General features: G+C 74.2%; 19 protein-coding genes. 10 read left to right on the forward strand and 9 right to left on the reverse strand.

Annotation, left to right across the window (positions count from 1 at the left end):
- The first annotated feature begins 17 nt into the window (after positions 1–17).
- Entirely contained in the window at positions 18–1,106 is a 1,089-nt protein-coding gene (locus AB0946_RS18850) for a cation diffusion facilitator family transporter (RefSeq protein ID WP_366761712.1), read from the forward strand.
- A gap of 40 nt (positions 1,107–1,146) precedes the next feature.
- Here AB0946_RS18850 and AB0946_RS18855 read toward each other — a convergent pair whose 3' ends face one another.
- Together AB0946_RS18855 and AB0946_RS18860 are read right to left on the reverse strand one after the other, a co-directional pair.
- A complete protein-coding gene (locus AB0946_RS18855; RefSeq protein ID WP_366761713.1) occupies positions 1,147–1,704 on the reverse strand; it encodes a YbaK/EbsC family protein in 558 nt (185 codons plus the stop codon).
- 43 nt (positions 1,705–1,747) lie between these two features.
- The gene (locus AB0946_RS18860) at positions 1,748–2,320 is read right to left on the reverse strand and encodes an XRE family transcriptional regulator (protein ID WP_030339850.1); all 573 of its coding nucleotides are present in this window, start codon (positions 2,318–2,320) and stop codon (positions 1,748–1,750) included.
- Positions 2,321–2,429: 109 nt separating this feature from the next.
- On the opposite strand from AB0946_RS18860, the gene AB0946_RS18865 reads away from it, so the two are divergent.
- The gene (locus tag AB0946_RS18865) at positions 2,430–3,287 is read left to right on the forward strand and encodes a DMT family transporter (protein ID WP_366761714.1); all 858 of its coding nucleotides are present in this window, start codon (positions 2,430–2,432) and stop codon (positions 3,285–3,287) included.
- A gap of 10 nt (positions 3,288–3,297) precedes the next feature.
- Here the strand turns inward: AB0946_RS18865 and AB0946_RS18870 are convergent, their stop codons facing one another.
- Positions 3,298–4,062, reverse strand: coding sequence for an acyltransferase (locus AB0946_RS18870; protein ID WP_366761715.1), 765 nt, complete (start codon positions 4,060–4,062; stop codon positions 3,298–3,300).
- 109 nt (positions 4,063–4,171) lie between these two features.
- On the opposite strand from AB0946_RS18870, the gene AB0946_RS18875 reads away from it, so the two are divergent.
- On the forward strand, positions 4,172–4,699 hold the full coding sequence (locus tag AB0946_RS18875; RefSeq protein WP_366761716.1) for a gamma carbonic anhydrase family protein: 528 nt from the start codon (positions 4,172–4,174) through the stop codon (positions 4,697–4,699).
- 39 nt (positions 4,700–4,738) lie between these two features.
- Here the strand turns inward: AB0946_RS18875 and AB0946_RS18880 are convergent, their stop codons facing one another.
- Positions 4,739–5,383 (reverse strand): DedA family protein, encoded by a 645-nt coding sequence (locus tag AB0946_RS18880; protein WP_366761717.1) that lies wholly within the window; start codon positions 5,381–5,383, stop codon positions 4,739–4,741.
- Positions 5,384–5,633: 250 nt separating this feature from the next.
- Here AB0946_RS18880 and AB0946_RS18885 point away from each other — a divergent pair, with 250 nt between their 5' ends.
- A complete protein-coding gene (locus AB0946_RS18885) occupies positions 5,634–6,695 on the forward strand; it encodes a lysylphosphatidylglycerol synthase transmembrane domain-containing protein (protein ID WP_366761718.1) in 1,062 nt (353 codons plus the stop codon).
- Here the strand turns inward: AB0946_RS18885 and AB0946_RS18890 are convergent.
- Complete coding sequence (locus AB0946_RS18890; RefSeq protein ID WP_366761719.1) at positions 6,673–8,667, reverse strand: RICIN domain-containing protein; 1,995 nt, start codon at positions 8,665–8,667, stop codon at positions 6,673–6,675. The two genes, AB0946_RS18885 and AB0946_RS18890, sit on opposite strands and share 23 nt — an antisense overlap.
- 299 nt (positions 8,668–8,966) lie before the next feature.
- On the opposite strand from AB0946_RS18890, the gene AB0946_RS18895 reads away from it, so the two are divergent.
- Positions 8,967–9,395: a VOC family protein gene (locus tag AB0946_RS18895; protein WP_366761720.1), complete on the forward strand. Its 429-nt coding sequence runs from the start codon at positions 8,967–8,969 to the stop codon at positions 9,393–9,395.
- 68 nt (positions 9,396–9,463) lie between these two features.
- Here AB0946_RS18895 and AB0946_RS18900 read toward each other — a convergent pair whose 3' ends face one another.
- Positions 9,464–9,925 (reverse strand): DUF4442 domain-containing protein, encoded by a 462-nt coding sequence (locus tag AB0946_RS18900; protein WP_366761721.1) that lies wholly within the window; start codon positions 9,923–9,925, stop codon positions 9,464–9,466.
- A 61-nt stretch (positions 9,926–9,986) separates the two neighbouring features.
- On the opposite strand from AB0946_RS18900, the gene AB0946_RS18905 reads away from it, so the two are divergent.
- Together AB0946_RS18905 and AB0946_RS18910 are read left to right on the forward strand one after the other, a co-directional pair.
- A complete protein-coding gene (locus AB0946_RS18905; RefSeq protein ID WP_366761722.1) occupies positions 9,987–11,072 on the forward strand; it encodes a hypothetical protein in 1,086 nt (361 codons plus the stop codon).
- Between the two features lie 83 nt (positions 11,073–11,155).
- Complete coding sequence (locus tag AB0946_RS18910) at positions 11,156–12,454, forward strand: MFS transporter (protein WP_366761723.1); 1,299 nt, start codon at positions 11,156–11,158, stop codon at positions 12,452–12,454.
- Between the two features lie 266 nt (positions 12,455–12,720).
- Here AB0946_RS18910 and AB0946_RS18915 read toward each other — a convergent pair whose 3' ends face one another.
- The 3 genes from AB0946_RS18915 to AB0946_RS18925 form a co-directional block, all read right to left on the reverse strand.
- The gene (locus tag AB0946_RS18915) at positions 12,721–13,566 is read right to left on the reverse strand and encodes a fused MFS/spermidine synthase (RefSeq protein ID WP_366761724.1); all 846 of its coding nucleotides are present in this window, start codon (positions 13,564–13,566) and stop codon (positions 12,721–12,723) included.
- Between the two features lie 33 nt (positions 13,567–13,599).
- On the reverse strand, positions 13,600–14,769 hold the full coding sequence (gene tuf, locus AB0946_RS18920; protein ID WP_366761725.1) for an elongation factor Tu: 1,170 nt from the start codon (positions 14,767–14,769) through the stop codon (positions 13,600–13,602).
- Between the two features lie 99 nt (positions 14,770–14,868).
- Positions 14,869–15,021, reverse strand: coding sequence for a hypothetical protein (locus AB0946_RS18925; protein ID WP_366761788.1), 153 nt, complete (start codon positions 15,019–15,021; stop codon positions 14,869–14,871).
- Positions 15,022–15,142: 121 nt separating this feature from the next.
- On the opposite strand from AB0946_RS18925, the gene AB0946_RS18930 reads away from it, so the two are divergent.
- The 3 genes from AB0946_RS18930 (at position 15,143) to AB0946_RS18940 (ending at position 17,686) form a co-directional block, all read left to right on the forward strand.
- Positions 15,143–16,294 carry a glutathione-independent formaldehyde dehydrogenase gene (locus AB0946_RS18930; RefSeq protein WP_366761726.1) on the forward strand — a complete coding sequence of 384 codons (1,152 nt, stop codon included), beginning with the start codon at positions 15,143–15,145 and terminating at the stop codon, positions 16,292–16,294.
- 147 nt (positions 16,295–16,441) lie between these two features.
- The gene (locus AB0946_RS18935; protein WP_366761727.1) at positions 16,442–17,209 is read left to right on the forward strand and encodes a VTT domain-containing protein; all 768 of its coding nucleotides are present in this window, start codon (positions 16,442–16,444) and stop codon (positions 17,207–17,209) included.
- A 33-nt stretch (positions 17,210–17,242) separates the two neighbouring features.
- Positions 17,243–17,686 (forward strand): protein kilB, encoded by a 444-nt coding sequence (locus tag AB0946_RS18940; protein ID WP_366761728.1) that lies wholly within the window; start codon positions 17,243–17,245, stop codon positions 17,684–17,686.
- The last annotated feature ends 7 nt before the right edge of the window (positions 17,687–17,693 follow it).

Here is a 17,693-nt window from a genome sequence, read left to right on the forward strand (position 1 = left end):
ACCGGAAGGGGATCGACGTGAGCGACCGGCACCCCCCTGCGCACGGCCCGCACGAGCACGGCCCGCACGAGCACGGCCCGCACGACCACGCCGGCAGGCATGAGCACGCGCCCGGCTCCCCCCGCCCGCGCGGTCGCCTGGCCCATCTCCTCACCCCGCACTCCCACGAGACCGCCGGCAAACTGGACGCGGCCCTGGAGTCCTCGGTGCGCGGGACGCGTGCGCTGTGGCTGTCGCTGGCCGTGCTGGGGGCGACGGCGCTGGCCCAGGCGGTGGTGGTGGCCGTGTCCGGGTCGGTGGCGCTGCTCGGGGACACGGTGCACAACGCGGCCGACGCGCTGACCGCCGTGCCCCTCGGCATCGCCTTCGTGCTGGGCCGCCGGGCGGCGACCCGCCGGTTCACCTACGGGTACGGCCGTGCCGAGGATCTCGCGGGGCTGGTGATCGTGCTGACCATCGCCGCGTCGGCGGCGTTCGCCGCGTGGGCGGCCGTCGGCAGGCTGCTGGATCCGCGCCCGGTCGCGCAGGTGCCGGCGGTCGCGCTGGCCGCGCTGCTCGGCTTCGCGGGTAACGAGTGGGTGGCCCGGTACCGGATCCGGGTGGGCCGGGAGATCGGCTCGGCCGCGCTCGTCGCCGACGGGCTGCACGCGCGTACCGACGGGTTCACCTCGCTGGCCGTGCTGCTGGGCGCCGGCGGGTCCGCGCTGGGGTGGCACCTGGCCGACCCGCTCGTGGGGCTGGCGATCACGGCCGCGATCGTGCTGGTGCTGCGGGACGCGGCGCGGGAGGTGTTCCGGCGGGTGCTGGACGCCGTCGACCCGGCACTGGTGGACCGGGCCGAACAGGCGGCGCGCGCGGTCGTGGGGGTGCGTGAGGTGGGCGAGCTGCGCCTGCGCTGGATCGGGCACCGCCTGCGGGCCGAGCTCACGGTGGTGGTGGACGGCGAGGCGACGCTGCGCCAGGCCCACGCGATCGCCGTCGAGACCGAACACGCCCTGCTCCACGCGGTGCCCCGGCTGACGGCCGCCCTGGTCCACGCCGACCCGGCCCCGGCCCCGGGGGAGGCGGACCCGCACCTGGCACTGGCCCACCACGCGACGGCGTGAACCGCGCAGGCAAGGGACCGGGGGCCGGGCCGGCCGGGGGTCAGTCGACGCCCAGGCCCTCCAGCACCACCGCGCCGGGCAGCTCGGCCAGGGCCTTGCCGGGGACCAGGAGCTTGCCGCGGCGGCGGCCGCTGCCCACCAGGACGTAGGGCAGGTCGACGACGGCCGAGTCCAGCAGGACCGGCCAGCCCGTGGGCAGGCCGAGGGGGGTGATGCCGCCGTACTCCATGCCGGTTTCGCCGGTCGCCGTCTCCATCGAGGCGAACGACGCCTTGCGGGCGCCCAGTTGGCGCCGGACGATCCCGTTGACGTCGACCCGCGTGGTGGAGAGGACCACACAGGCGGCGAGCGTCGTCTCGCCGGCCCGCTTGCCCGCGACGACGACACAGTTCGCCGACCGCTCCAGCAGGTCCCGGCCGTAGTGCTCGACGAACACGGCCGTGTCGGCCCACTGCGGCTCGGTGTCGACGTACAGGATCCGGTCGGCCGGGACCGCGCCCTGCCAGCCGCGTACGGCCTCGGCGACCGGGGCGGTCAGCTCGTCCAGGCAGTCCGGGGCGGGGGTCGCGGTGTCGAAGTCTCCGATGGGTGCGCGCATGGCCGCACGCTAGCAAGGGCCGCCCGCCGGCCGTACCGGTGTCTCAGGGCACGGGCGGCACGGAGACGGCCATCACCATCTCCATCGGCTCCTCACCCCGATTGCCGTACCGGTGCGGGACGTTGGCCTCGAAGGAGACGCTCGCGCCGGCCGGGACGCGGTACTCCTCGCCCTCGACGGTGAGCGTCAGCTCACCCGCGGTGACGTGGACCAGTTCGATGGTGCCGCCGGGGTGCGGCTCGGAGGGGCTGCTCTCCCCGGGCATCAGCCGCCAGTCCCACATCTCCAGCGGTCCCGGCGCCTCGGTGCCGGCGAGGAGCCGGTTGTAGCTGCCCGCCTCGGTGTGCCACAGCCGTACGGCGCGCTCGGCGGGGACGACGCGGACCCGGGGGCCCTGCTCGTAGTCGAGGAGGGTCGTGATGCTGACGCCGAGGGCGTCGCCGATCTTGACGACCGTGCCGATGCTGGGGTTGGTGCGGGCCTGCTCGATCTGGATGAGCATGCCGCGGCTGACACCGGCCCGGGCGGCGAGCACGTCGAGGGTGAAGCCGCGCACCGAGCGCCAGTGCCTGACGTTGCGCGCCAGGGACTGGGTCAGGAGTTCGAGGTCCGACACATTGCGTCCAATATCCGGGAAGTCCAGTATTTTCGATGGCCTGGTACAACAGGTTGAACTACGGTGGGATGCACCTGATCGTTCACCGAACTGTACTGCGAGGCCGGTCGTGACAGCATTCTTCGCCCTGACCACCAGCCTGCTGTGGGGGCTGGCCGACTTCGGCGGCGGACTGCTGGCCCGGCGCACCCCGGCGCTCACGGTCGTGGTGGTCTCGCAGGCCGTCGCGGCGGCCGTCCTGGGCGCGATCGTGCTCGCCACGGGCGGCTGGGCCGAGGCCGGACCCCGGCTGTGGTTCGCGTTCGCGGCGGGCCTGGTGGGACCGGTGGCCCTGCTCTCCTTCTACCAGGCCCTCGCGCTCGGCCCCATGGGCGTGGTCTCGCCCCTCGCCACCCTCAGCGTCGCGGTCCCCCTCGGCGTCGGCCTCGCCCTCGGCGAGCGGCCGGGGCTGCTCCAGGCCGCGGGGATCGCGGTCGCCGTCACCGGGGTCGTTCTCGCCGGCGGTCCGCAGCTGGGCGGCGCGGCCGTGCAGCGGCGCGCCATCCTGCTCACGCTGGTCGCGGCGCTGGGCTTCGGCACGGTGTTCGCGCTGATCACGGAAGCCTCGGAGAACGTCACGGGCCTGTTCCTCGCCCTGTTCGTGCAACGGCTGACGAACGTCGCGGTGGGCGGGGCCGCGCTCGCCGTCTCGGTCCGGCGCGGCGGCACCGCCCTCCCGGAGGGCGGCTTCCCCTGGGCCTCGCTGCCCGCGCTGGCCTTCGTCGGACTCGCCGACGTCGCGGCCAACGGCACGTACGCCGTCGCCGCCCGGAGCGGCCCGGTCACCGTCGCGGCCGTGCTCGCCTCGCTCTATCCGGTGGTGACCGCGCTGGCCGCGCGCGGTTTCCTCAGCGAGCGGCTGCGCGCGATCCAGGCGGCGGGCGCGGGCCTGGCCCTGCTGGGCACGCTGCTGCTGGCCACGGGCTGAGCCGGCCCCGTCAGCCCTCGGGCTCCAGCGCGGCGAGCCGGGCCACCGCGTCCTCGTCCAGATCCGCGAGCGCCCGCAGCTGCCCCGGCGTCATGCCGTCCGGGATCGGTACCGGGGCGGGGGTCCGCAGCGGCGGCCGCCAGCCCTCGTCGGGCGTCCAGCGGCGTACGACCCTGGCGGGCGCGCCCGCCACCACCGCGTGGTCGGGCACCGTGCCCCGCACCACCGCGCCGGCCGCCACGACCACGTTCCGGCCGATCCGCGCGCCCGGCAGGATCACCGCGCCGGTGCCGATCCAGCAGCCCGGGCCGATCTCGACGGGCTGCATCCGCGGCCACTGCCTGCCGATGGGCTCGTGCGGGTCGTCGTAGGAGTGGTTGGTGGAGGTGACGTAGACGTACGGGCCGAAGTAGCAGTCGCTGCCGATGGTGACGGTGGTGTCCGCGATGACATGGCTGCCGCGGCCGAGGACGACGCCGTCGCCGATGCGCAGGATCGGCTCCGGGCCCAGGTCCAGGTCGGGCATCAGACCGGCGGTCAGGGTGACCTGCTCGCCGATGATGCAGTGGGAGCCGAGCCGGATCCAGGGTTCGCCGAAGACCGTGCCGAGCGGGAACGCCAGCCGGGTGGCCTCGCCGATGGAGCCGAAGCGGAAGCCCGCGGGCCGCTCGGCCGTGACGGACCCGTTGCGCTGCATCCAGGACCAGGCCGCGTGTACGGCTCGCTGGGCGAGGCCCTGTCGCCAGGATGAGAACGTGTTCTTGCGCTTCGGCACGGGGTCACGTTACTCACCGGTTGCCCACGGCGGAGAGTGCGGCCCGCTGTGATCTTTGCCCCACCGGGTGCCGTACGGTGCCGTGTACCGCTGACACGAGGAGACGGTGATGACGCACAAGGCGCTGATCGTGGGTATCGGGGGCAAGGAGCCGCGGGTCGACCCGGAGGCGTTCGTGGCGCCCACGGCGTCCGTGATCGGGGACGTCACCCTGCACGCGGGGGCCAGTGTCTGGTACGGGGCCGTGGTGCGCGGTGACGTCGAGAAGATCACCGTGGGGGCACGGGCCAACGTGCAGGACAACGTCACCCTGCACGCCGATCCCGGGTTCCCCGTCACCGTCGGGGAGCGGGTGTCCATCGGGCACAACGCGGTGGTGCACGGGGCGACCGTCGAGGACGACTGCCTCATCGGGATGGGGGCGACCGTGCTCAACGGGGCGGTGATCGGCGCGGGTTCGCTGGTCGCGGCTCAGGCGCTGGTGCCGCAGGGGATGGTGGTGCCCGCCGGGTCGCTCGTGGCGGGAGTGCCGGCGAAGGTGAAGCGGCCCCTCTCCGAGGAGGAGCGGCAAGGGGTCACCCTCAACGGCACCCTGTACGCCGAGCTGGGCAAGGCCCACAAGGACGTGCACCGGTAACGGCGCTCACGGCGGCGCGCTGCCTCCTCGCCGGGCGCCTCAGTCGCCGGCGCCCACCGGTTCCGCTTCCCGCCGGTCCGGCTGGGCCTTCCTCGCCTTGCGCCTGATGATCAGCATGGAGGCCAGGCCGATCAGCACCGCCACTCCCAGGCCCACGTACGAGAAGCGCTTCAGCCAGTCCTCGGCGACGATGCCCACGTAGTAGATGACGGCCGTCGTGCCACCGGCCCAGCAGATGCCGCCGAGGACGTTGGCGATGAGGAACTTCCAGTACGGCATGTGCAGGACGCCCGCGAGGGGCCCGGCGAAGATGCGCAGCAGGGCGACGAAGCGGCCGAAGAAGACCGCCCACATGCCCCACTTCTCGAAGGAGCGCTCGGCGGTGGCCACATGGCCCGCGCTGAAGTGACGTGGGAACTTCCGGGCGAGCCAGGCCAGCAGCGGGCGTCCGCCCTTGCGGCCGATGGCGTAGCCGATGGAGTCGCCGACCACCGCGCCCGCGGTGGCGCAGGCGCCGAGCACCACCGGGTTGACGCCCGAGTGCTGGGAGGACAACAGCGCCGCGGAGACCAGGATGATCTCCCCCGGCAGCGGGATGCCCAGGCTCTCCAGACCGATCACCAGGGCCACCACGGCGTAGACGGCGATCGCCGGCACCGAGTCGAGCCATTCCTGGACGTGCACCGCCGGTCCTCCCCTGTCGCTGTCCTTGCCCGCCGGGCCGCCGCATGTAAAGCGCGTCCCAAGGGAAGGCTACCTGGTCGGCGGTGAACGGCCGCTCGCCCGCGCCCGGCCCGCGGCACCGTTGCGCCCTCGCCCCTTACGTTTCCGGCCATCCCGGTGTCACGCGGGAGGGGAAGGCTCTCCGCGGTTCAGCCCGGCCCGCCTCCCCCAGGCCCCGCCGAGGGGCCCACCGCGGAAGGACGACGTCCCCGTGTCCTCACTGCCGCCATCCCGCTCGCTGCCCCCGGCCGCGGCTCCCCGCCACGGTCCCGCCGCGCCGGCCCCGTCGGTCCCCGGCGTGTCTCCCGGAACCACGGCCACGGCCCGGCCGGCGTCCCGGGTGTCCGCCCGGCCGGTGCGGCTGGCCCTGTGCCTGGCGCCCCTGCTGCTCGCGGCCGGCTGGGCCGTGGCCAACCGGCCCGTGGTGTACGAGGGGGTACGGCGGCTGATCGCGGCCGACCCGGGATGGCTGCTGGCCGGAGCCGGTCTCACCTGTCTGACCTGGGTGGCCGCCTCCTGCGCCCGGCAGGGGGCCCTGCCCGACCGGGTGCCGCCCGGGCTGCTGCTGGCCTCGCAGTTCGCCGCCGGCGCCGCCAACCACGCGCTCCCCGCCGGACTCGGCGCGCACGCGGTCACCCTGCGCTTCCTGCGCGGGCGGGGCGTACCGCTGGAGCGGGCGACGGCGTCGATCGGGTTGTACTCGCTGGCCCGGTCCACGGCGAAGACGCTGGTCCTGCTGGTGTTCCTGGCGGTCTCCCCGGCCTCGCGCCGCCTCGGGGACCTGGTCCCCGACGGGCGGCTGCTGGTACCGCTCGCCGCCGTCGCGGGCGGCGCGGCCGCCGTGGCCGGGGTGCTGCTGACGGTCGTACGGCCGTTACGGCGGCCGGTGACCGGGCTGCTGCGCTCCGCCCTGGCCGACGTGCGCGTGGTGCACTCCCGGCCCTGCCGCGTGATCGCCCTGTGGGGCGGGGCGGTCGCGATGCCGCTGGTGCAGGCGGGCACGCTGGCCTGCGTCGGGGCCTCGCTCGGGCTGGGGCTGCCGTGGGAACAGGTGGTGCTGGCCCACCTGGCGGCGGGCACGGCCGCCGGGGCGGTGCCGGCGCCGGGCGGGCTGGCGGTCGACGCGGCGCTGGTGTGGACGCTGGTCACGTTCGGCGCGGGGCCCACGGTGGCGACGGCCACGGTGATCGGGTACCGGGTGCTGTCGGACTGGGTGCCGTTGCTGCCGGGGGCGTTGGTGTTGTCGGTGCTCATCCGGGCGGAGGTGCTGTGAGCGGGCTCGCGCGGGCCTGCCCATCCACCCGCTCGAAGCGTGCGCTGACGCCCACCCCGACCGTGACTCCTCCTCCCCCGGTCGGCGGCTCCGGCGCCGCCGCACGGACCTGCGCGATGCGCGGCTCGCCCCGCTCCCCGGCCTGACCGGGACGCACCGGCTTCGCCCGCGAACGGCCGCCGCCCCCCTCGTGCCCGGGGATCTGCCCGCCACCGCCCTGCGGCGCTTCCGGCCGCCCGGCACCGGTCCCGCGGGACCCGCCGGACCCACTGGAGTCGCTGTGCTCGCGGGGCACAGCCCGCACACCGGGCAGGCCCGGTCCCGCGGATCCGGCACGCAAGCCCTGCGGCCCGCCATCCGGCCCGTCCGCCCCCGCGCCGGAACGCTGCCGCCCACTACCCGGCCCGTCCGTACCCGCGCCGGAACCCCCCGGTCCCGTACCGGACCGTGCCGCCGTGCCCATGTGGGCCTCCAGCACCCACCTCTGCCGCGCCGACCCGTCGCGTTCCCCCACCCCGACTTCCGCGCCGGGACGGCCGGACCCCTGTGTCAGGGCCGACCGGCGGTGTCCGCGCAGCAGGATCTCGCCGCGCACCGTGACGTCGTACGACACCTCGCCGGCGGGGGCGACGCAGCCGGCCAGGGTGACGCTCCTGGTCACGGGGTCGGCGGCGAGGCACAGTGCGGGGTCGGCGGCGCTGTGCAGCAGACCGTCGTCCCGGTACGACCACTGCTGCGAGGCCGCAGCCGAGCACCGTGCGAGCCGGGCTTCCGCACCCGCCGCCACCCTGGCGCCGCGCACGTCCAGACAGAGCCCGGAGCCCAGGCCCCGCAGGGAACCGCGGGCGACCTCGACGGATGCGCCGGCGGAGGCGGCGGAGGATGAGGTGACGGGCCGGGCGCCGGTGCCGCTCGGCCGTGCGGTGCCTGCGGCGGGGGCACCCCAGGTGGCGCCGGGGTCCGGGACACCGCTGTCGCCGGACCGGCCGCGGACCACGAGGACGGTGGCGAGCAGCGCGAGCGAGGTGAGTCCGACGCCGATGGCGACGGCCTTGCGGTGCCCGGTTCCGGTGCGGTGCCGGCCGCCGGTGGCCGGGGGTGCGGCCGACGGCACCGGCGGGGGCGGCCACTCCTCGCGGGCGGCGCGGCCGGGGCGTGATGCGAGGTAGCGGCGGGCTCCCCAGCCGAGCACGGTCTCGGCGAGCAGCAGGGGCAGGCCGCCGTCGAAGAGGCCGAGTTGTTCGGCGGCGTACCGGCAGTGGGCGCAGACCGCCAGGTGCCGGCGCACGTCGGGCAGCAGGACGCCGCCGCGCCGGATGGGGACGTCGAGGAGCCGGTTGAGGAAACGGCATTCCTCGGTGGGCGCGAGTTCCCGGTGGGCGCGTACGCAACCGGCACGGAATTGCTCGCGTGCCTGCTCCAGGGCGGTTGTCGCGGTGATCGTGTCGATCCCCGACAGACCAGCGGGTATGTTTATGGGTTCGGCTTCGACCTCGGTGTGCCAGAGAAGGCATTGCGAGGCGCCGGGAAGGGCCTGGAATGCGCGGGCGGCGAGCTGCCTGCTTTCCGGCGGTCCGGGCTTTGTGGCGTACAGTCCGCGCCCGCCCGTGGTTTTGCGCAATTCCGGCAGGGCGATGCGGGCCGCCTCGTCCGCGGCCCAGGCGCGGACGGTGTCGCGGACGGCGACCAGCAGCCGCAGCCGCAGGGCGCCGCCGGCCACGCCGCCCGCCGCACGGCCGAGCACCTGGTGGAAGGCGGCGGTGGCCGCCAGTTGGGCGGCGGGCCCGGCGGCGGCCAGGCAGACCACGGCGTAGTCGCGGGTGGCCCGCCAGTGCCGGGCGAGCAGCAGCGCGACGGCGTGGTGACGGCCGTCCTCGGGACCGCTCAGCCGGGCGACGAGTGCGCGGTCGGGCTCCCCGGCCGGGCCGGGGAGGGGCGGACAGGGCGGGTGTGGGGGGTGAGAGGACCGCACGGAACCATTTCCTTTCCAGCCGCGGGACCGCATGTGGGGGAGCGGATCCCGTGGGAAAGCAGTGCCTGATTGGTGCATACCTAAAGGGCCGGCCTTGACGTCGACGCCGTCTGCCTTTGCCCCTCCGTGGGGAGGCTCACCTTGGCACAAGCGGCTCACAGGAAACAAGGAGCGGGAATGCCTTCGGTGGAAATCGGGTTTGCCGTACCAGGGTTACCGTGGGTATGCCCTAACCGGCCTCGTCGAGCGCCGAGTTGGTGCCGGGAGACGAGCGGCAGGGCCCCTGCTATGGTGCGCGGATGTCATCGGTCAAGCAGTTCCAGGTCACCTTCGACTGCAGGGAACCCGAGCGCGTCGCCCGCTTCTGGTGCGAGGTGCTGGGGTACGTCGTATCGCCGCCGCCGGCGGGATTCGCCACTTGGGACGACTTCGACCGCTCCCGCCCGCCCGAGGACCGGGGTTCGTGGTTCGCGTGCAGTGACCCCACGGGGGTGGGACCGCGCCTGTTCTTCCAGCGCGTACCCGAAGGCAAGGTCGTCAAGAACCGGGTGCATCTCGACGTGCGGGTCGCCACCGGGCTCGTGGGCGAGGAGCGCCTGGCCGCGCTTGAGGCCGAATGCGCACGACTGGTCGCGCTCGGCGCCGTACGCGAACGTCTCCTGTACGACGGCACCGACGCGTGCATCGGGATGCTGGACGTCGAGGGCAACGAGTTCTGCCTCGACTGAGCACGCCCCTCAAGGACGTGCACCCGGCAACGCCCCGAACCGTGCCGGGAGTTGCCGGGGTGCGGGGCTCACTTCCGCTGGTCGGCCGGGCGGAGGGTCCACACGACGGTCATCTCGCCGGTCACGGCGCCGTCCGCGCGCAGGATCTCGACGGACACGGGGAACTCGGGGCGCTGTCCGGCGTCCAGTTCGGCGACGACCTCGGCGGCCGGGCGGCCCAGCGTCGCGGTCGCGGTGACGACGCCCATGGCCAGCTTCTTGTAGGCGATCTCGGCGCGCACGGCGAGCGGCACGGCGCGCGCCAGCTGGTCCCCGAAGGCGGCCAGCACGATGGCGCCGCTGGCGGACTCCCCGAGGGTGAACATCGCACCGGCGTGCGGGCCGCCGACGTGGTTGTGGTAGGCGCCCTGGTCCGGCAGGGAGACCACGGCCTTGTCGGGCGCGGTTTCGAGGAACTCCAGGTTGAGGGTCCGGGCCATGGGCACGGTGGCGGCGAGCATGTCGCCGATGGACATCTGGTCTGCGCTCATGACCTTCATGTTACTCACGAGTAGCAGGGCCTGGCCAGGGATGCCACTAGGGTTACTGGCCATGTGGCCAGATCAGCAGCCGCCGGGGGGCGCGCCCAACCCGCAGCAGAGCCAGCAGAACAACCCGTACCAGCAGCCTGGTTACCAGCAGCCGAACCCGTACCAGCAGCCCGGCTACCAGCAGTACCCGCAGGCCGGTGCCTACGGTCAGCAGGGGCAGGCGGGCCCGTACGGACAGCAGCCGCAGACCGGCCCGTACGGACAGCAGCCGCCGTGGGGGCAGCCGGGGCAGCCCCCCGGCGCGCCCGCGCCCCGGCCTCCGCGGGGCGGTGACGGCCGCACCAAGCTCGTGGCGATCGTGGCGGCCACGGCGGTCGTCGTCACCGCCGCCGTGACCGGCTACCTGGTGCTGGGCGGCTCGAAGGACGACGAGGCGGACAACGGCAAGGGCGGACAGCGCACGAGCCCGTCGCCGACGGCCACCGGGCCCGCCTCGCCCACGTCGTCCGCGACCGGCGACCCACGCGGCAACGAGACCGCGAAGCCGACCGTGGCTGGCTGGAAGGTCGTGGTCAACCCCAAGTACGGCACGGCCTTCGACGTACCCGCCGACTGGGAGGTGGAGCGGCCCGGCGTCTTCTCCTTCTTCGAGGACGAGAAGAAGGGCGACGGCTCCGCGTACATCGGCTTCTCCGGCACCACGTTCCTGAAGCCCGACTACTGCACCTCCGAGGACAACGGCACCAAGGAGTCGCACGCGCTCGCGGCCGGCGGCACGAAGGGCGAGAACGGCGCCAAGGACACCGCGAGCATCGCCCGCGGCGACTCGGCCACCTTCGCCTTCGGCGGCTACACCGACCAGTCGGAGGCCGCCAAGAAGTACCTGCGGATCGGGAAGGCGAAGTCCTTCACCACGGCGTCGGGCGTGAAGGGCAGCGTCGCGACGTCGTACGTGATCGGTGCGCCGAAGAAGAACAAGTGCGACACCGACGGCAAGGCCACCACGTTCGCCTTCAAGAACTCCACGGGCAGCTTCGTCTCCTGGACGTTCTACGGCGCGAAGGGCGTCAAGGACGAAGTGCCCGACGCGACCATGAACAAGATCCTCGCCACCGTGCGGCTGCACGGCGACCCGATCACGGACTGACCCTCACGGGGGCCGCGCGCCCCGCCCACGGCGTCCGCGAAACCGACTTGGCACAGCGGGAGCCGGGCGGGGATAGTCGGCCGGTGACCCAGACCGCCGGCTCCCCCGTCCGCCCCCGTGGCCCCGCCTGGGCGGGGCGCAACTACTCCCTGCTGACCGCGGCCGCCATCGTGACCAGCCTCGGCGCGAACGGCTCGCTGATCGCCGCCGCGTTCGCCGTGCTGGAGTCGGGCGGCGACGGCGGGGACGTCGGCCTGGTCGCCGCGTCCCGCACCCTGCCGCTGGTGGTCTTCCTGCTCATCGGCGGCGCGGTCGCGGACCGGCTCCCCCGGCACCGGGTGATGGTCGCCGCCAACACGCTCAACTGCCTGTCCCAGGCGGCGTTCGCGGCCCTGGTCCTCGCCGGTGAGCCCAGGCTGTGGCAGATGATGCTGCTCACCGCGCTCGGCGGCACCGGTCAGGCGTTCTTCGGCCCCGCCGCGGAGGGCATGCTGATGTCGTCCGTGGAGGGCGAACAGGCGGGCCGGGCGTTCGCCGTCTTCCGGATGGCCACCCAGGGCGCGGCGCTCGGCGGCGCGGCACTGGGCGGCGCCCTGGTCGCGGCCGTCGGCCCCGGCTGGGTGCTCGCCCTCGACGCGGCGGCCTTCGCCGTCGCCGCCGCGCTGCGCTCCTTCCTCGACGTCGGCCACATCCCGCCGCGCGCGCCGGGCGGGGGCCTGCTGGCCGATCTCCGCGAGGGCTGGCGGGAGTTCAGCGGCCGGCCCTGGCTGTGGGGCATCGTCGTGCAGTTCTCGATCGCCAACGCGGTGGTCGGCGCGGCCGACGCGGTCTACGGTCCCCTCGTCGCCCGGGACAGCCTGGGCGGCGCGGGGCCCTGGGGTCTGGCGCTGGCCGCGTTCGGCGCGGGCACGGTGGCCGGCGCCCTGCTGATGACCCGCTGGAAGCCGCGCCGGCTGCTGCTCGCCGGCACGCTGTGCGTCTTCCCGCTGGCCCTGCCGGGGGCCGCGCTCGCCGTGCCGGTGCCGGCGGGCGTGCTGTACGGGGTGATGTTCGTCGCGGGTACGACGGTGGAGGTGTTCGGCGTCTCCTGGATGACCGCGCTGCACCAGGAGATCCCCGAGGACAAGCTCTCCCGGGTCTCGGCCTACGACTGGTTCGGCTCGGTCTCGCTCATGCCGCTCGCCACGGCCCTGGCCGGCCCGGCCGAGACCGCCGTCGGCCGCCCGGCCGCCCTGTGGGGCTGCGCCGGCCTGGTGGTCCTGGTCACCGCCCTGGTGCTGCTGGTCCCGGACGTCCGCCGTCTCACCCGCCGCACGCACCCGGTCACCGGCTCCCCGACGCCCTCAGCCGAAGCCGGACGACCCGTCGCGGGACTCGAGTGACGCACCGTGTTCACCCGCGCCGCAAAGGCGTCACGGCGCCCGGCGACCAACGCGAGACGACGACCACCGCGCTCCCGAACCGCCCACCCAGCACGGCCGGCCCCCGACGTCCTCAGCCGACACCGGACGACCTGGCCGGGGGCTCGAGTGACGACCCACCCCGTTCACCCGCGCCGCAAAGGCGCCACGGCGCCCGGCGACCAGCGCGAGACGACGACCACCGCGCTTCCGAACCGCCCACCCAGCACGGCCGGCCCCCGGCGCCCTCAGCCGATGCCGAACGAGCCGGCGGGGGGCTCGGGTGACGGTACGGCGTCCGCGTCCTCCACCGGTCGTGCCGCACCGATGAACTCCCGCACCGCCGCACCGTGTGCCACCCGCGCCGGAAAGGCGTCCGCCGCGGCGCGCCGGGCCGGCGTCGCGGTGTCGAGCGGCCGGTGCGAGGCGACGAGCACCGCGTTCCCGAACCGCCGCCCGCGCAGCACGGCCGGCTCCGCGATCAGCGCGAGCTCCTCGAACACGGACGCCAGCGCGGCCAGTTGGGACCGCAGGAACGCGAACGGCGCCGCGTCCGCGAGGTTGGCCAGGTACACCCCGTCGGCCCGCAGCACCCGCTCGGCCTCACGGACGTAGGCGAGCGTGGTCAGGTGCGCCGGCACCCTGGACCCGCCGAACACATCGGCGACCAGCACGTCGGCGTGGTCGTCCGGAGCCCCCTCCAGCCAGGCCCGGGCATCGGCAGCGTGCAGCGTGATGCCCGAGCCCTCCGGCAGCGGCAGCCGCTCGGTGACCAGCTCCAGCAGGCCCCGGTCGGCCTCGACGACGTCCTGCCGGGAGCCGGGGCGGGTGGCGGCGAGGTAGCGGGGCAGCGTGAGCGCGCCCCCGCCCAGGTGCACCGCGTCCACCGCCCGCCCGGCCTCGGCCACGGTGTCCAGGACGTACCCCAGCCGTCGCGCGTACTCGAACTCCAGGTACTCCGGGTCGTCGAGATCGACGTACGACTGGGGCGCCCCGTCGACCGTGAGCAGCCAGGCCCGCTCACGGTCGACGTCCGGCATCAGCTTGGCGGTGCCGTGGTCGGTGGTGCGGGTGACGGGTATCGATGCGTTCACCTCTCCATTGTCGGCGTCCGCATCCGCGGCCCTTCACTCCACGGCGACGACGGTCCCCGCCCCCACGGTCCGCCCGCCCTCACGGATCGCGAAGCCGAGCCCCGGCTCCAACGGCACCTCCCGTCCCAGCTCGACGCTCATCTCGACCGTGTCCCCGGGCCGGGCCACGGCCGCCTCGCCGAGGTCAACGGAGCCCATGACGTCCGCCGTCCTGATGTAGAACTGCGGCCGGTACCCGCTGACGACCGGCGTCGTGCGGCCCCCCTCCCGCGCGGACAGCACGTACACCCGCGCGGTGAACCGCCGGCTCGGCGCCACACTGCCCGGTGCCGCGACCACGTGCCCGCGCCGGACGGCGTCCCGGGGCACCCCGCGCAGCAGCAGCGCCACGTTGTCGCCGGCCTGTGCCTCCTCCATCGGCTTGCCGAAGGTCTCGATGCCGGTGACCACGGTCTCGGTCTCCGCGCCCAGCACCGTCACCCGGTCGCCCAGCCGGAGGGTCCCGCGCTCCACGGCCCCGGTCACGACCGTGCCGCGCCCGGTGATGGTCAGGACGTTCTCGACCGGCAGCAGGAACGGCGCGTCCAGGTACCGCTCCGGCACCGGCACGTAGGTGTCCACCGCGTCGAGCAGCGCCTCGACCGACGCCGTCCAGCGTGGGTCGCCCTCCAGGGCCCTCAGCCCGGAGACGCGGACGACGGGTACGGCGTCGCCCGGGTACCCCTGGGCGGTGAGCAGGTCGCGGACCTCCAGTTCGACCAGGTCGGTCAGCTCCTCGTCGCCCGCGTCGGCCTTGTTCAGCGCGACCACGATGTGGTCGACGCCGACCTGCCGGGCGAGCAGGACGTGTTCGGCGGTCTGCGGCATGATCCCGTCGAGCGCGGAGACGACCAGGACGGCCCCGTCGAGCTGGGCGGCGCCGGTGACCATGTTCTTCACGTAGTCGGCGTGGCCCGGCATGTCGACGTGGGCGTAGTGCCGGGTGTCGGTCTCGTACTCGACGTGGGCGATGTTGATGGTGATGCCGCGGGCGGCCTCCTCCGGGGCGCGGTCGATGCGGTCGAACGGGACGAAGGTGCCGGTGCCGCGCTCCGCGAGGACCTTGGTGATGGCGGCGGTCAGGGTGGTCTTGCCGTGGTCGACGTGACCCATGGTGCCGATGTTCAGGTGTGGCTTGGTGCGCACGTAGGCCGTTTTGGACATGGCTGTACCTCGAAGCCTCTCAGCCGTGACAGAAGACGCAGGACCCCGGTGACCGGCCGACCCTCCCCCTGCGGGGTCCGCCGGACGATCCGGGGAGGGTCAGCTTCGGGCGCCGTCGACGGCGGCCGCGAGGTGCGGGACGGCAGCCTTCGGAGCATCCGCGACGGCGGATGCTGCGACGTGGAAGGCGTACCGGAACATGCCGTCGATCATCGCCGACGGCACGCCGGGCGTCGAATGGTTTTCGCGCATCGTTCGCTTCCGCGATGTCGGTGCTCGGTACACCGGTCCTTCGCGACGTGGCTTGCGGCCCCTTCCGTGCGGGCGTTCCCTGGAAGACAGGGGGGTGACGCTCGACGCGGAGGTGACAGACGTGAAAGCCGTCGTCTACGAAGAGCCTTTCAGCGTGGTGGTGAAGGAGGTCCAGGACCCTCGGATCCAGCACCCCAACGACGTCCTCGTACGGGTCACGTCGACCGCCATTTGCGGGTCGGACCTGCACATGTACGAGGGCCGCACGGCGGCCGAGGCGGGCATCGTCTTCGGACACGAGAACCTGGGCATCGTCGAGGAGGTCGGCGACGGGGTGACCTCCCTGTCCGAGGGTGACCGCGTGGTGATGCCCTTCAACGTCGCCTGCGGATTCTGCAAGAACTGTCTCGTCGGGAAGACCGGGTTCTGCCTGACGGTCAATCCCGGATTCGCCGGCGGGGCCTACGGCTATGTGGCGATGGGGCCGTTCATCGGCGGGCAGGCCGAGCGGCTGCGGGTGCCGTACGCCGACTTCAACTGCCTGAAGCTGCCCCCGGGCGAGGAGTTCGAGACGGACTTCGTGCTGCTCGCGGACATCTTCCCGACCGGCTACCACGGTTGCGAACTCGCCCAGGTGTCGCCCGGTGAGTCCGTGGCCGTCTACGGCGCCGGACCGGTGGGCCTGATGGCCGCCTACTCGGCGCTGCTGCGCGGTGCGGCGAAGGTGTTCTCCGTCGACCGGGTGCCCGAGCGGCTGGCCAAGGCGGAGGAGATGGGAGCCATCCCCATCGACTTCACCCAGGGCGACCCGGCGGAGCAGATCAAGGAACAGACCGGAGGTGAGGGCACCGACAAGGGCGTCGACGCCGTCGGCTACCAGGCCCAGAGCCACGACGCCAGCCACGAGGAACCCGCCATCGTCCTCAACGAGTTGGTCGAGACGGTACGGCCGACGGGCATGCTCGGCGTACCGGGTCTGTACGTGCCCTCGGACCCCGGCGGCCCCGACGAGCACGCCAAGAAGGGTCAGCTGCTGGTCTCCATCGGCCGGATGTTCGAGAAGGGCCAGCAGATGGGCACCGGTCAGTGCAACGTCAAGCGGTACAACCGCCAGCTGCGCGACATGATCATCGCCGGGCGGGCCAAGCCCAGTTTCGTGGTCTCCCACGAGCTGCCGCTGGACCAGGCACCGCAGGCGTACGAGAAGTTCGACAAGCGGATCGAGGGCTACACCAAGGTGGTCCTGCACCCCGGTCACGCCCTGGCCGCGTGAGGCACGGGTCCAGGCGTCCTGAACGCCTGGACCCCCTCTCGTCCCGCCCCGCCTCCACCGGTGTCCCGAGGGCGCCGGTGCCGTGCTGTGACGGTCCCGGGACGGAGCTGACGGCGATCACACATGTTCGTCGGCTAATGTCATCGGATGCTCGATGCCAACCGCTCTGGCACCGCCACGGCCTCTCCCCGGGCCGCCGCCCAGGAGCTCGTCGTCCCCGTTCTCCCGCTGCGCCCCGCGGGGTTGGCCGCCCGCTGCACCCGCGCGCTGCTGTCCCCGTACGCACGGCTGTCGCTGCTGGTCGCCCTGCTCGTGGGTGCCGCCGCGTGCGTGCTGCTCTTCGAGCCGCAACGGCTGCTGACGCACGGCTGGCCGCCACAGCTCGGCGGGGCCGCGGCGGCCGTCGTGTTCGCTGCGGCGTACGGGCTGTGCACCGTGGCGTTCGTGCCGCGTCCCCTGCTGAACCTGGCCGCGGGCGCGCTGTTCGGCTCGCAGCTGGGGCTGGCGACCGCGCTGACGGGCACGGTGCTCGGAGCCGGGGTGGCCTTCGGGCTGGGCCGGCTGCTCGGGCAGGACGCGCTGCGCCCGCTGCTGCGGGGCCGCTGGCTGCGCGCGGCCGACGGGCAGCTCAGCCGGCACGGGTTCCGGTCCATGCTGGCCCTGCGGCTCTTCCCGGGGGTGCCGTTCTGGGCGGCGAACTACTGCGCGGCCGTCTCCCGCATGGGCTGGCTGCCCTTCCTGCTGGCCACCGCTCTGGGCTCGATCCCCAACACCGCCGCCTACGCCGTCGCGGGCGCCCGTGCCTCGGCACCGACCTCCCCGGCCTTCCTGATCGCGATGGCCTGCATCGCCGTACCGGCGCTCGCGGGCACGGTGGTGGCCTGGCGCAAGCGCCACCAGCTGCGCGGCCGGTGAGCGGCGGCGCCCGTCCGCCGGGGAGGGCCTTCCATGTGGTCGAGCGTCATCGCCGTCGCCGGCACGCTGCTCGGCGGCGCGTTCACCGCACTGCTCCAGTCGCGGCGTGAGCGGGCCGCCCGCGCCGAGCGGCGGGCCGAGGCACTGCGGGTGGCGCTGGGCGAACTGGTGGCGGCCCTGGGCGACCACCGGCGGGCCCTGTGGCACCGCGAGGACCTGCGCCTGAGCGGCGCGGGCAGGGACGCCACCGAGGCGGCACGGGCCGCGTCCCACGCCACCCGCTCCGCCGTCACCGCCCCCTTGGTCGCTGTCTCCGTCCTCGAACCGTCCCTGGCGCCGGTGGCCCGCCAGGCGGCCCTGGCCGCGTTCGGCCTGCGCGACGCCGCCGACCGCACCGTGCTGGCCGCGCGCCGGGAGGCGGCCATCGCCGCGACCGACGAGCTGGTGGCCGCCGCCGGGCGGGCCATGGCCTGGTGACCGGCGG

The sequence above is a fragment of the Streptomyces sp. NPDC046870 genome, from assembly GCF_040704595.1.
In the GTDB taxonomy this organism is placed as follows: Bacteria; Actinomycetota; Actinomycetes; order Streptomycetales; family Streptomycetaceae; genus Streptomyces; species Streptomyces argyrophylli.

Bases quoted from the DNA above. Each gene is read 5' to 3' on its own strand.
- AB0946_RS18855 (WP_366761713.1), bottom strand. From the start codon at position 1,704: ATGCGCGCACCCATCGGAGACTTCGACACCGCGACCCCCGCCCCGGAC.
- AB0946_RS18895 (WP_366761720.1), top strand. From the start codon at position 8,967: ATGTCATCGGTCAAGCAGTTCCAGGTCACCTTCGACTGCAGGGAACCC.
- AB0946_RS18935 (WP_366761727.1), top strand. From the start codon at position 16,442: ATGCTCGATGCCAACCGCTCTGGCACCGCCACGGCCTCTCCCCGGGCC.
- AB0946_RS18940 (WP_366761728.1), top strand. From the start codon at position 17,243: ATGTGGTCGAGCGTCATCGCCGTCGCCGGCACGCTGCTCGGCGGCGCG.
- AB0946_RS18925 (WP_366761788.1), bottom strand. From the start codon at position 15,021: ATGCGCGAAAACCATTCGACGCCCGGCGTGCCGTCGGCGATGATCGAC.
- tuf (WP_366761725.1), bottom strand. From the start codon at position 14,769: ATGTCCAAAACGGCCTACGTGCGCACCAAGCCACACCTGAACATCGGC.
- AB0946_RS18900 (WP_366761721.1), bottom strand. From the start codon at position 9,925: ATGAGCGCAGACCAGATGTCCATCGGCGACATGCTCGCCGCCACCGTG.
- AB0946_RS18905 (WP_366761722.1), top strand. From the start codon at position 9,987: ATGTGGCCAGATCAGCAGCCGCCGGGGGGCGCGCCCAACCCGCAGCAG.
- AB0946_RS18875 (WP_366761716.1), top strand. From the start codon at position 4,172: ATGACGCACAAGGCGCTGATCGTGGGTATCGGGGGCAAGGAGCCGCGG.